9 protein-coding genes are annotated in these 12,223 nt (G+C 70.4%); 4 read left to right on the top strand and 5 right to left on the bottom strand.

Annotated elements, in window-relative coordinates:
* Positions 1-1,251, bottom strand: a complete 1,251-nt coding sequence (locus tag ACQEVU_RS20650) for an extracellular solute-binding protein (RefSeq protein WP_433325875.1) — start codon at positions 1,249-1,251, stop codon at positions 1-3.
* A gap of 392 nt (positions 1,252-1,643) precedes the next feature.
* Here ACQEVU_RS20650 and ACQEVU_RS20645 point away from each other — a divergent pair, with 392 nt between their 5' ends.
* A complete protein-coding gene (locus tag ACQEVU_RS20645; protein ID WP_433325873.1) occupies positions 1,644-3,311 on the top strand; it encodes an IS1634 family transposase in 1,668 nt (555 codons plus the stop codon).
* Positions 3,312-3,325: 14 nt separating this feature from the next.
* On the opposite strand, the gene ACQEVU_RS20640 is transcribed toward ACQEVU_RS20645, so the two are convergent.
* Both ACQEVU_RS20640 and ACQEVU_RS20635 read right to left on the bottom strand, forming a co-directional pair.
* Positions 3,326-4,276: an amidohydrolase family protein gene (locus ACQEVU_RS20640; protein ID WP_433325871.1), complete on the bottom strand. Its 951-nt coding sequence runs from the start codon at positions 4,274-4,276 to the stop codon at positions 3,326-3,328.
* Complete coding sequence (locus ACQEVU_RS20635) at positions 4,273-5,235, bottom strand: acetylxylan esterase (RefSeq protein WP_433335009.1); 963 nt, start codon at positions 5,233-5,235, stop codon at positions 4,273-4,275. The genes ACQEVU_RS20640 and ACQEVU_RS20635 overlap by 4 nt, the downstream gene beginning before the upstream one ends.
* Positions 5,236-5,361: 126 nt before the next feature.
* On the opposite strand from ACQEVU_RS20635, the gene ACQEVU_RS20630 reads away from it, so the two are divergent.
* Both ACQEVU_RS20630 and ACQEVU_RS20625 read left to right on the top strand, forming a co-directional pair.
* Positions 5,362-6,480, top strand: coding sequence for a C45 family autoproteolytic acyltransferase/hydolase (locus ACQEVU_RS20630; RefSeq protein ID WP_433325869.1), 1,119 nt, complete (start codon positions 5,362-5,364; stop codon positions 6,478-6,480).
* A gap of 37 nt (positions 6,481-6,517) precedes the next feature.
* Positions 6,518-7,195 (top strand): FadR/GntR family transcriptional regulator, encoded by a 678-nt coding sequence (locus ACQEVU_RS20625; protein ID WP_433325867.1) that lies wholly within the window; start codon positions 6,518-6,520, stop codon positions 7,193-7,195.
* 93 nt (positions 7,196-7,288) lie between these two features.
* Here the strand turns inward: ACQEVU_RS20625 and ACQEVU_RS20620 are convergent, their stop codons facing one another.
* Complete coding sequence (locus tag ACQEVU_RS20620; RefSeq protein ID WP_433325865.1) at positions 7,289-7,636, bottom strand: DUF1801 domain-containing protein; 348 nt, start codon at positions 7,634-7,636, stop codon at positions 7,289-7,291.
* A gap of 233 nt (positions 7,637-7,869) precedes the next feature.
* On the opposite strand from ACQEVU_RS20620, the gene ACQEVU_RS20615 reads away from it, so the two are divergent.
* Positions 7,870-9,003, top strand: coding sequence for a serine hydrolase domain-containing protein (locus ACQEVU_RS20615; RefSeq protein ID WP_433325863.1), 1,134 nt, complete (start codon positions 7,870-7,872; stop codon positions 9,001-9,003).
* On the opposite strand, the gene ACQEVU_RS20610 is transcribed toward ACQEVU_RS20615, so the two are convergent.
* On the bottom strand, positions 8,963-12,193 hold the full coding sequence (locus ACQEVU_RS20610) for a BTAD domain-containing putative transcriptional regulator (protein WP_433325861.1): 3,231 nt from the start codon (positions 12,191-12,193) through the stop codon (positions 8,963-8,965). The two genes, ACQEVU_RS20615 and ACQEVU_RS20610, sit on opposite strands and share 41 nt — an antisense overlap.
* Positions 12,194-12,223 lie beyond the last annotated feature (30 nt).

Raw genomic sequence — 12,223 nt, 5'->3', positions numbered from 1 at the left:
TCAACCAATTGCCTGGTTCACCTGGTCCGAAAGCTCCTTCATGGCGGCGTCCGCAGTCTTCTGGCCGCTCATGATCGACTGCATGGCGTTCACGATAGCGTTGGCCCCCTCCACCTTGCCCCAGCTGGCCACCGGGGGGATGGAACGGGTGTGATCAGCCTGCTCGGCGTAGGCCTTGAGCAGCGGGGTGGAGAAGGATCCGGTGGACTTCTCCTGTGCCAGCGCGTCGTTCGTCGCCGGGAGCAGACCCAGGTTCGAGGTGACCGGCACGAGGTTTTCCTTGCTCATCATGAACTTCACGAAGTCGTTCGCCACTGCCTTGTTCTTGCACTCGCGGAACACGGCGAGGTTGCTGCCGCCGGCGAACGTGTCGTTGTTCCCCCCCGGGCCCTTGGGAAGGACCGCCGTGGCGAGTTTGCCCTCCAGGTCAGGACTCTGCTTGATGATGGTCCGCAAATCCCACGACCCGCCGACCATCATCGCCGTCTGGCCCAAGCCGACCGACTTGTCGACGTCGGCTGCGGTCCAGGCGGACGCACCCTTGGGTGAGAGATTGTCCTTGGTCAGCAGATCGGCGTAGAACTGGAACGCCTGGACGGCCGGCGGCGACGAAGCCTCGGAAACCCACTTGTCACCGCTCTGCTTGGCGATCTCCCCGCCCCAGTTCCAGATGAGCGGCAGGTAGTACCAATGGGCACCGCCGATGATGCCGAACCCGTTGACACCCTTGTTCTTCGCCTGAATGGCGATAGCGTCCTCGCGGAGCTCGTCCCAGGTGGCGGGCGCCGTGGACTTGCCGATCGACTCGAGCATGTCCTTGCGGTAGATCAGCGCGCGGACACCGGTGTCGTAGGGAACCGCGTACGACTTGCCCTTGAAGACGGTCGAGTCGATCATGCCTGGCACATAGGTGCCCTGCAACGTCTTGGGGTCGTCTGCGTAAACGTTGAGGGCGTTGAGTGCCGCGAATTCGGGGGTCCAGGTGTTGCCGATGAGTGCGACACAGGGAACGCTGCCGCCGGCGATCGAGGTCAGGTACGTCTGGTGCGCGTCCTTTCCGAGGAATCGGAGGTTCACCTTGGTTCCTGGATGCGCTGCGGCGTAGTCGTCCGCCAGCTTCTGCATGATCGGCTGCTGGGCGTCGCCGATGGGGTCGCCCATCCAGAAGTCGATCGCTCCCTTGATCTCGCCCGAGTCGTTTCCGCTCGAGTCGTTCGCCCCACCGCAGGCCGCGAGGGCGAGGACCCCCATCAGCCCAATGGCAACGGCAACACGGCCGCGCCAAATGTTCCTTGCACGCATCCCTGCTCTCCTCTGCTGGGGACCGAAGACCTGCTAAGCGCGGGGTACGCGGTGCCTCCGGATGACTTGTCAACCTGCCCGGCTGTCAGACAGCCCGATAGGTTGCCACTCAGCGTGCACCGTGGTGGGGTGGATCGCAAGGGCCTCCGCTCGGTTCGTTACGAAGTTTCCTTGCTCTCAGGTTCCGCAGCTGGTAGGCACACGGGAGCGGCCGGTTCGGATCGCCGCTGGTCAGGGGTTGGCCGGCGGGCCATGGAGCAGCTTGGAGGGCTGCATGTGTAGTAACACAACGTAGCATCCTGTCCTTGTGCTACCAGGGCATGGATGGTTCATTCGTAGCCATGTTTCTGCGGTTCACGTCGCGGACCAACGCCGACGGCACGGTGGTGCGCTACGTAGCCCTCGCGCACAACCGGCGCGTGGAGGGGCGGATCAAGCCGGACGTGCTGATGAACCTGGGCCGGGTCGACCGGGTCGACGTGGCCGGGCTGCAGCGGCTGGCCGCGTCGATCAACAAGCACTTCGGCGGCGACGACGGGCTGGCCGGCGCCGCAGAGGCGGCTACAGCCGCCCGTGCCGCGCCACTGGAGGCCGTCGACGCCCGGCCCATCGGGGCCACCTGGCTGCTCGACGGGCTGTGGCACCGCCTCGGCGTGGGCACGGCCATACGAGCGGCCACCGGCGCGCGGCGGTTCACCGCCAACATGGAACGGGTGCTGTTCGCGCTCGTCGCCAACCAGGCGGTCGCGCCGGCGAGCCGGCTGTCCGCCGCCGAATGGGTGCGTGAGGACGCCGCCGTCACGGGACTGTCCACGATGGATGAGGACCACGCGTACCGGGCGATGGACCTGCTCGTGGACGCCGACACGCACGGCCGGGTGCAGCAGTCGGTGTTCGCCGCCGTCGCCAACCTGCTCAACCTCGAAGTCGACCTGCTCTTCGTCGACACCACCTGCTTCGAACGCGACGACGCGCACGGCCACGCCGAGCAGCACCGCGGCGATCTGCCGCAGCTCGTCATCGGCCTGGCCGTGACCAAGGAAGGCATCCCGGCCCGCTGCTGGTGCTGGCCGGGCCACGCCGGTGACCAGTCCGTCCTGACCGGGGTCCGCGACGACCTGCGGGACCCGAAGCTGGGCCGAGTCATCACCGCGGTCAGCCGCGGCTTCTCCAGCGCGGACGACCTGGCCGACCTGCGCCGCACCGGCGGGCACTACCTCGCCGGGATGCGCATGCGCGACGGCAACCCCCTTGTCGAGGCCGTGTTGTCCCGCCAGGGCCGCTACCAGCACGTCCGCGACAATCTGCGCGTCAAGGAGGTCCGTCTCGGCGGTCAGGACGCCCGGTTCGTCGTCTGCCACAACCCCGACCAGGCGCAGCGCGACCAGCAGTACCGCGACGAGGCGATCGGCCGCATTCAGGCCGAACTGGCCCGTTTCGCCGAGCAGCGCGGCCGCACCGAAGCCGCCCACGTGCGCGCCGAGTGCGCCCTACGCGACCACCCAACCCTCGGCCGCTGGCTGGTCCAGCAGCCCAACGGACGCCTGAAGGTCAACGCGGCGAAGGTCAAGGCCGAGGCCAGACTCGACGGCAAGTACCTCATCGCCACCTCCGACCCGGACATCAGCGCCGAAGACGCCGCCCTGGGCTACACGAACCTCCTGGAGGCCGAACACGGCTTCCGTGACCTCACGACACAACTGCTCCTCCGCCCGGTCTTGCACCGCCTGGAGCATCGCATCCACGCGCAGGCGCTGGTCTGCTGGCTGGCCCTGGTGCTGACCCGCGTCGCCGAACGCGGCAGCGGTCAACCCTGGCGAGACATCAACCGGCAACTCGGGCGGATCACGCAGGTAACCCTCGCCGGCCCGGCCGGCAGGGTCACGCAGACCACCCCGCTCACCCCCGAGCAGAAGGCCATCTACCAGGCGCTTTCCATCCAGCCGCCGGCCCGGGTCGCCGCCTTCGACCCCGCCTGGTCACGACCGCGGAAGGCCGGGACGGCGTAGACACACGCCAACCCCTACCCCCCGAGTTCGATGCTCCGGTCACCGAGGACTTCACGGGCGTTCGCGCTGAGCACGGCGGAACGGTGCGTGTCGCCGAGAAACTCACACAGGAGGGCGAAACGCTCGGCCACCTCGTCGGCCGACGAAAACGGGAAGTCCGTGCCGAGTACCACCCGCGTGTCGTCGATGAAGGACAGCAGTGCGCCGAGGTCGGCTGCGGTGTGGGACAGGGCTGTGTCGTACCTGAAAGCCGACAGAGCGCGCAGGACACCCTGCGGACCGACGGCCGCGAGCTCCGGCATGCCTTCGGCCAGAACCATGCGTGGAGCGACGGCGGGCATCGCGCCGCCGCAGTGCGAGAAGATCCATCGGATTCGCGGAAATCTCCGCGGCACGTCCGTGAGGAGAAGGTTCGTGATGAGGCGCGTCGAGTCGAAGAGGTACTCCAGTACCGAGGGTCGAATGGGGATCTCGCCCTCCGGCCACCACGCGGGCAGCACCGGATGCACATGGACCAGAGCACCGCGGTCGTTGAGAGCCTCCAGAAGGCCGTCAAATCGGGGGTGGCCGACGTATGACCCGGCATAGCTGGTGAGCAGGCCGACGCCGACGAACTCCGGCCGGTCGAACACCCGCTCGACCTCGGCGAGCGCGGCATCGACCGAAGGCAGGGGCAGGCATGCAACCGCCGCGAACCGCCCGTCGCCGTCGCGGACCACTTCGGTCAGCTCGTCATTGGTGTCTTGGCACAGGGCGGTGGTGAACACCTGATCGCCGAAGTAGAACCCGGGTGAAGCCACGGACAGCACGGCCAGGTCGATGCCTAACCGGTCCATCACCCGGACTGAGTCCGCAGGTTCCCACACCGGAAATGGGGCGCCGGGCTGCGCTTGGATTCCCAGCGCGGTCAACCGGCTGACATAGGACGCCAGTGGTGCGTGGTGATGAAAGTCGACGATGGTCATTGCACCAGCTCTCGGACGGCTCGAATGGTTCGCAAAATGTCGTCGGGGCCGCCCGCCTCGTGGCCGTTGAACTGCCACACGGTCATCTCTTTGGGCCCGGAATAGGCATTGTAGGCAGCGAAGACGGTGGAGGGTGGGCTCACGACGTCGTGCAGGGCGACGCAGAACCGGCCGTGGCAGGTGGCTCGGCGCGCGAAGGATACGGCGTCGAAGTACGCAAGCGTCTGGAAAGCACGTTCCACAGAATCGCGGTGGGCGGCCAGCCATTTGACGATCTCCCCGTGGGGACTGTGGTCCGTCACCTGCAGTGCGCGCCGGAAGGCCGACAGGAACGGCACATGCGGCATCGCCAGCCGGACATCGTCACGTAGGCCGGCTGCCACGAGCGCCAAGGCGCCGCCCTGGCTGCGTCCCGTCACCGCGATCCGGTCCGGCGCCACGGCCTCGTGGGTTGCCACGGCGTCGACGAACCGGTAGGCGTCGGTGAACAGGCGGCGGTAGTAGTAGCGCTCGGGGTCGAGGATGTCCCGGGTCATGAACCCCGGTACGGAGGGCCCCGCCCCGTGCGGGTCGGCGGTGTGGCCGGCGCGCTGAGCACTGCCCTGTCCGCGGGAGTCCATGATGGCGTGGGCGAACCCGGCACTGGCATAGGCGAGGGACTCGACCGGGTGGCCGCGTCCGCTGCCGTACCCCAGGTACTCCACCACGAGCGGCAGCGGGCCGGTTCGTTCGTGCGGCAGGAGCAGCCAGCCGCGTACCTCGTCCCCGGCGTACCCGCCGAAGGTGACGTCGTACACGTCAACGGTCCGCACCAGTGCGTCCACCGGGTCGAAACGCGGATCGAGGGCGTGGACACGTTGTTCGTCGAGTGTCCGGCTCCAGAAGGAGTCGAAGTCGTCCGGCTCCGCGTACGGGTACTCGTACTGCACGAGCCGATCGAGGGGAAGATCTACCTGCACCAAGCAACTCCTGTCTGACAGCCAGACAGGAGTGTAGCAATGGTGGCGCTGCCGACAAGGACAACCTGTCATGCAACCTGATAGCCTGCTAGGCAGGCTGATCGTAGGGCTACAGTGGAGGTGGGAATGGCGCGGACAGTCGCCTCCGGGTACGACATCGTGACCGTCACGGGCGACCCGGACGAGCGGGGATACCGGTACGGGCTCGCCGCGAGGACTCGGATAGAGCTCGCCTTGCGGACCTATGCCGACGTGTTCATGCACTACGCGTCGTGGGACTGGCCGACCGTGCGACGACACGGACTCCGGTTCGCCGGTCCCATCGAGGACTTCTCACCGGCGTCCGCGCGTGAGATCCGGGCGATCGCCCTCGGGGCCGGCGTCGAGGTGGCCGACATCCTGGCCCTGAACACCCGCAGCGAGATCATGTTCGCAGCTCCGGGACGTGCCAGGGCCGTCGCCGCCAGCGAGTGCACGTCGTTCGCGCTGACACCCGAACGCACGGCTACCGGCAGCACGCTGATGGGTCAGAACTGGGACTGGATCGAGGGGGCCCGGGAAACCGCGATCGTGCTGCAGGTGCGTCGTGACGACGGCCCGGACTTCATCACCGTGGTCGAGGCCGGAATGCTGGCGAAGGTCGGGATCAACTCCAGCGGTGTCGGCCTGTGCACCAACACCCTCATCTCGGACGGGGACGAGGGCCGCATCGGCGTTCCGTACCACGTGCTGCTGCGGTCGGTTCTCGACAGCGACAGCGGTGCTCAAGCCGTACAGCGGATCAGGTCGACATCCCGAGCCAATTCCGCGAACTATCTCATCGCCGACGCGGGCGGGTTCTGTGTAGACCTGGAGACGCGACCGGGCGATGGTGACTGTGGCGCGATCATGCCCGTCGACGGCGCCGTCACGCACGCCAACCACTTCCTGGTCGACGGTCTCACCGGGGTGGACCGCTACCTCGAGCGCAAGACGCACACGCGCAACCGGCTGCACCACCTGACGGCGCGCATGCGGCAACAGCGCACGCACACGGTCGAGAGCCTGCAGGAGGCGCTCGCCGACCACGCGGACGCACCGGACAGCGTGTGCCAGCACCCGGACGCGACCCGGCCCCCTGCCGACCGCACCTGCACCATTGCGGGGATAGTGATGGATCTGTCGGCCCGCTCCCTGATATACACCTCAGGGAGTCCGTGCGAGTCGACCTGGTCAGGGCCAGTGGGCCTCAATGCGTCCTCCTGACCGCTCAGCTGCCCGGCAGCCTGTTAACCTGGCAGCCGTGAAGGTGGTCCCCGTCGCGCAACGAACAGCCGCGGAACACGTGCGATCGCAACTCGTCGAGTTGATCGAGTCGGGTGAGTTCGCGGTGGGCCAGCGGCTGCCCTCCGAGGCCGAGCTGGCCAAGTCGTTTGCGGTCAGCCGTTCGGTGATCCGTGAAGCGCTCCACAGTGTGAACGCGCTTGGTCTCACCCGGTCGTATGCCGGCAAGGGCACCTTCGTCGACGCGCAGTTCGCGCCGTCCCAGCTGCTGACCGGCAAGTACCTTCCCCGCGACCTGCACGAGGTGCGCAGGACGCTGGAGGTGCCGTTGGCCGCCCTCGCGGCGGAGCGCCGCTCCCGGGCCGACCTCAAGGCGATGACCGCGCTGCTCGAAAAGTTCCGTGCAGAGGAGAACCCCTCCGTGCGGGTCGGCATCGACGCCGACTTCCACGTCGCCATCGCCACGGCGACCGCCAACCCGCTGTTCCCCCGGCTGGTCTCGGAACTGCGCACGGTACTGCAGGAGCAGGCCATCGCCGCGACGGCCGTTCCGGGCCGCGCGGCCCAGGCGGCCGACGAGCACGACGCGATCCTTGCGGCCATCTCGGAGCGCAACGCTCATGCAGCGGCTGAAGCGATGAAGCTTCACCTTGCGGCGGCGGAGGACGCCGGGAACCCGCACGGACGCCGGAAATAGTCCACCCCGAGAGCCGTGTCCACTTTCCTGACGGACGAGTGCTGGTGAGCCGAGCAGACTGCAGCGTCGCAGGGGACAAAGCCGGCACGCGCATCAGCGACCGTCCAGCATGACCGCTTGGCGGATGTAGTCGGCAACGGCCTCCTGGTCGATGCCTTCGACACGCTTGATCTTGATGTGCCGAGTGGTCTTGCCTGTGCCCTCCAGCAGGCCGTGGCCGTCGGTGAACGCCGCGCCCCGGCCGAAGGCCAACGTGAGGTGCGTCTTGCTGCGGCTGACGATGGCCAGCAGGCCACGGCCGGTCCAGGCCGGCGAGCCGCGACTGATCACAAGCTGGGCGTGGGGGGCGTGGCGGCGCATGAGCTCGCGCAGCGACTCGAAGATCTCGCGGTGGTGCGGCTCGAAGTTGGCATTGAGGTAGGCGTCGATGTCAACCGTCATGGCTCGGCCTCCGTTCTGTGCGTGCGCTCCTGGTCCGGGCGGGCATGCGGTGTCCGCCCGGTTACCGTGCACCCGGCGCCTTACCGAATCTTTACGGCATCCGTGGACGGCGTTGCCGTGTGCGGCCACCGCGAGCCTGGCGTAAGGAAACCGTAAACGGCTTTCGGCAGCGTGGGCCACGTCAGGCGCGCGGTCGACCAGCGCATCACCACACCCACCGGGAGCACACCGTCATGTCAGCGTTGCAGCGACAGGTACAGTCCGTTGTCGACGAACTGGTCGAGACCGGCGCCGAACGGGGGCTGCAGGTCGCCGTCTACCACCGCGGCGAGCCGGTCGTCGACGCCGTCGCCGGCGTGGCCGACCCGGTCACCGGCCGGGCCGTCACGCCCGGTACCCCGTTTCACGTCACGTCGACCGCCAAGGGAATCACCGCCGCCGTCATCCATGTCCTCGCCGAGCGCGGCGAGCTCGGCTACGACACGCGGATCGCCGAGCTGTGGCCCGAGTTCGGCGCCCACGGCAAGGACCGCGCCACGGTCCGGCACGCGCTGACCCACACCCTCGGCGTCCCCGGTGTCCCCGTGGAAACCACGCCCGAGGACCTGTGCGACTGGGAGCGCATGTGCGCCGCGATCGCCGGTGCCAAGCCCTGGTGGGAGCCGGGCACGAAGCAGGGGTACCACCCGCAGACGTTCGGATACGTCCTCGGTGAGGTCGCCCGCCGGGCCACCGGTCTGAGCATGTCCGAACTGCTGCACGAGCACATCGCCGGCCCGCTGGGGCTGGTCGGCGAGCTGTATTTCGCAGTACCGGCGGCCGAGCAGCCACGGGTGGCCCGGATGGAGGAGGCCGACGAGGCCGCGGCGCTGACCCCGGAGGGGTTTGCCGCGCTGGCGGAGCAGGTCCCGTTCTTCCGGATCGTCGAGGGCTGGACCGCCGCCCCACCGCACGCGATGCCCACCGCCGCGTACTGCAACCGGGCCGACGTGCTGGCCGCCGACATCCCCGCCGGCGGGGTGACGTCCGCGCGCGCCCTCGCCCGGGTCTACGCCGCGCTCATGGACGGCACCGGCGGCGTCCGGCTCGTCAGCCCCGGCCGGCTGCGCGACATGACGGCCCCGGCCGTCAGCGGCGTCGACGAAGTCGTCGGCTTCCCCAGCACCCGCAGCCTCGGGTACAGCCTCGGGTTTCCCGGCCCGCTGGACAGCCCGACGTTGTTCGGGATGGCCGGCAGCGGCGGCACGGCGGCGTACGCCGACACCGCCACCGGGCTCACGGTCGCGGTGTGCAAGAACCGGGTCAGCGCCGGCGACTACGGCACGTTCAACCGGATCGCCGAGACGGTGGCGAAGACAGTGATCTGAAGGCGTCCTGGACGCTCGACCGGCGCCCCTGCGCCACCATGGCGTCGTAGCCGGCGTCGCCGAGCACCGACCGGGCCTTCGCGGCGGTGCGGTCCAGATCGTAGCGCTCAGCCACACTGACCGTCATGCCGAGCCGGTCGCGGGCGGCGGCAACCGCGCCGAGGATGCGCGCGGCCCGGCCGGCGCCGGCCCGCCCGCCGTCCAGCGCCGCGGCACCGGCCAGCCCGGCCAGCGCATGCACGGCGTCGCGGGTCGCGCCGAGCCGCTGGGCGACGGCATACGACTCAGCGTGGTTGCGCCGGGCCGTGTCCGCGTCGCCACGCTGCTCGGCGAGGTACCCGCACTCGACGAGGACGCTCGGCACGTGCAGCGGCTGGCCGGCCTCGCCGTCGCGGTCCGCGGCCGCGGCGAGCAGGCTGTGCAGGTGCGCCTCGGCGGCCTCGAGGTCGCCGCCGCGGCGGGCGGCGAACGCCAGCACCATCTCGGCGAAGATCGCGTTGAGCGGTGAACCCTGTTCCTGCGACAGCCGCAGCGCCCGGGCGCTCAGCTCACGGGCCGCCGCATAGTCGCCGCGTTGCAGCGCCCCCCATCCCAGCCAGGACAACCGCCCGGCCACCTCGGGCCACAGCCCGAGATCCTCGGCCATGCGCAAGCCGTCCTCATGCAGCTGCGTGGCGCGGTGCTCGTCGCCGCTCAGCTCGGCGTGCGCCGCCAGCCACTCCGAGGCGTGCAGCAGGCCCCACCGATCGCCCAGCCGGCGAAACAGTGCCACGCTGCGCCCGGCATCAGTGGCGAGGGCGTCGAGGTCGCCGGTGATGTGGGCGTGCTTGGCCCGCAGGCTCAGCGCCGCCGCGACGCCCCACTGGTCGCCGACCTGCTGGCAGTCCGCCAGCACCCGCTCGACCAGGGCACCGGCGGCGGGCACGTCGCCCAGGTCCATCTCGGCGTACGCCAGGAACCACAGCGCCCGAGCGCGGGCGCGGGTGTCGTCGACCTCGTCCAGGGCGCGCAGGGCGGCCGCGTGCCGGTCGGGCCAGTCCGCGATGTCGCCGAGCAGGAACGACATGCCGGTCAGCCAGGCCGCTGCGGTGGCCCGCCGCGCCGGTTCGGTTGCGTCGGAGCGCGCCAGCGCGGCGCCCAGGGCTCGGTGCGCCTCGCTCAGCCGGCCGCGCAGGAACCAGTACCAGGCCAGGGCATTGGCCAGCCGGAGCGGGAGCTCACCGTCGGCGCGGTCGAGGGCGGTGCGCAGATTTGCGGCCTCGGCGTCGAGCCGGCGCAGCCACGCACGCTGGGCCGGTCCGAACAGCTGTGGTGCGGCCGCCTCGGCGAGCTCGGTGTAGTAGCGGACGGCTCGCCGCCCGATCGTCGCGACTTCGCCGGCCTCGGCCAGACGCTGCGCCCCGAACGCGGCGACGGACTCGAGCAGCCGATAGCGCGGGGTGCCGTCGGCGGCCTCCGCCACGGCGACCAGCGACCGGTCGACCAGACGGCCGAGCACGTCCAGGACCGCCGCGCCCGACAGCTCGCCGTCGGCGCACACGACGGTCGCGGCCTCGCGGGTGCAGCCGTCGGCATGGACGGCGAGCCGGCGCAGCACGAGCCGCTCCGGCTCGGTGAGCAGCTGCCAGCTCCAGTCGATCATCGCCAGCAGCGTCTGCTGGCGAGGCGGGGCCCCCCGATGTCCGGTGGCCAGCAGCCGGAACCGATCGTCGAGGCCGGCGACCAAGCCCTGCACGCCGAGCGCCCGTACTCTGGTCGCGGCGAGTTCCAGCGCGAGCGGGATGCCGTCGAGACGCCGGCACAACAGCGCGACATCGGCCGCGTTCGCGGGCGTGAGGGCGAAGCCGTGCGCTGCGGCGGCGGCCCGGGCCACGAACAGCTGTCCGGCCCCCGTCCGCGCCACCGCCTCGGGATCGCCGCTCGCCGGGACGTCCAATGGCGGTACCGGCCACACCGCCTCGCCCGGCAGGCCCAACGGCTCGCGGCTCGTCGTCAGCAGCCGCACCCCGGGGACCGTGCCCAACAGCCGTCCGGCGAGATCGGCGACCTGGTCGACGAGGTGCTCGCAGTTGTCCAGCACCAGCAGCAGCCGCCGCCCGCGCAGCACGCTGGTGAGCCGCTCAACCGGATCCTGTCGAGCGCCGCCGGGGCCGGGACCGTCGTGGACGTCCAGGACGCCGAGCACCGTGGCGGCGAGCACCGCCGGCGGGTCCGTCGGGTCATGGGCCGCGAACTCGGCCAGCCACACACCGTCGGGGCAGTCCACGTCCAGGCCGCGGGCGACCTCGATGGCGAGGCGCGTCTTGCCGACGCCGCCGGAGCCGGTGAGCGACACCAGGCGGTGCTGACCAACCATCGCTCGCAGCGCGGCAACGTCGCCGTCGCGGCCGATGAGGCCGGTCACCGCGGCCGGCAGGTTCGTCACCGGCCGGTGACCGCCGGACCGGACCGGCCCGGCCGACGCGGACAGTGCCGGATCCTGCCGCAGGATCGCCTGGTGCAGCCCGGCGATCTCCGTGCCCGGCTCCAGGCCCAGCTCGTCACGCAGGTGCGCGCGCAGTCGCGCGTAACCGTCCAGCGCCTCTGCCTGCCGGCCGGCGCGATACAGGGCAAGCATGAGCAGCGCCCGCGGACGTTCCCGCAGCGGCTGTTCGGCCACCAGCTCGGCCAGCTCACCGGCGACCGCATCGTGCTGCCCGATGGCGAGCCGAGCCTCGGCGAGGTCCTCCCTCGCGACGATCCGTTGCTCCTCGAGCCGTGCGGTCACCGCCCGCGTGAACTCCTCGTCGCGGAAGTCGGCGAAGGCGGCACCCCGCCACAGCGCCAGCGCGTCGGACAGCAGCGCGGCGCGCTGCGCCGGCGGCCGCGTCCCCCGCGCCGCCGCGGTCAGTTCCGCGAACCGGTGCACGTCCAACGCGCCGCCGGCGATGTCCAGCACGTATCCGGGCGGCGGCGACACGACCAGCCGCCGGGCGCCCGGCTCGGCGTCCTCCAGTGCCCGTCGCAGCTGCGAGACCTTCGCCGACAGGGCGGCGGGCGCGTTGCCCGGGGCGCGGTCGCCCCAGAGGTCCTCGATGAGCCGATCGGCAGTCACCGGCCGGCCGGCGTCCACCAGCAACGCGGCGAGCAGCGCACGGACCTTGAGGCCCGGCACCGCGACCGCCCGGCCGTCGTCGGTCCAGACCGCCACCGGTCCCAGCACCCCGAACCGCATGTCAAC

The sequence above is a fragment of the Dactylosporangium sp. CA-139066 genome, from assembly GCF_050936175.1.
Lineage (GTDB): Bacteria > Actinomycetota > Actinomycetes > Mycobacteriales > Micromonosporaceae > Dactylosporangium.
The sequence above is the reverse complement of the archived record's forward strand: the minus strand, read 5'-3'. Positions and strand labels throughout refer to the sequence as shown.

What these genes read in the sequence shown, in the direction of transcription:
- ACQEVU_RS20650 (WP_433325875.1), bottom strand. Translation starts at nt 1,251, where the DNA reads ATGGGGGTCCTCGCCCTCGCGGCCTGCGGTGGGGCGAACGACTCGAGC.
- ACQEVU_RS20645 (WP_433325873.1), top strand. Translation starts at nt 1,644, where the DNA reads ATGTTTCTGCGGTTCACGTCGCGGACCAACGCCGACGGCACGGTGGTG.
- ACQEVU_RS20640 (WP_433325871.1), bottom strand. Translation starts at nt 4,276, where the DNA reads ATGACCATCGTCGACTTTCATCACCACGCACCACTGGCGTCCTATGTC.
- ACQEVU_RS20630 (WP_433325869.1), top strand. Translation starts at nt 5,362, where the DNA reads ATGGCGCGGACAGTCGCCTCCGGGTACGACATCGTGACCGTCACGGGC.
- ACQEVU_RS20620 (WP_433325865.1), bottom strand. Translation starts at nt 7,636, where the DNA reads ATGACGGTTGACATCGACGCCTACCTCAATGCCAACTTCGAGCCGCAC.
- ACQEVU_RS20615 (WP_433325863.1), top strand. Translation starts at nt 7,870, where the DNA reads ATGTCAGCGTTGCAGCGACAGGTACAGTCCGTTGTCGACGAACTGGTC.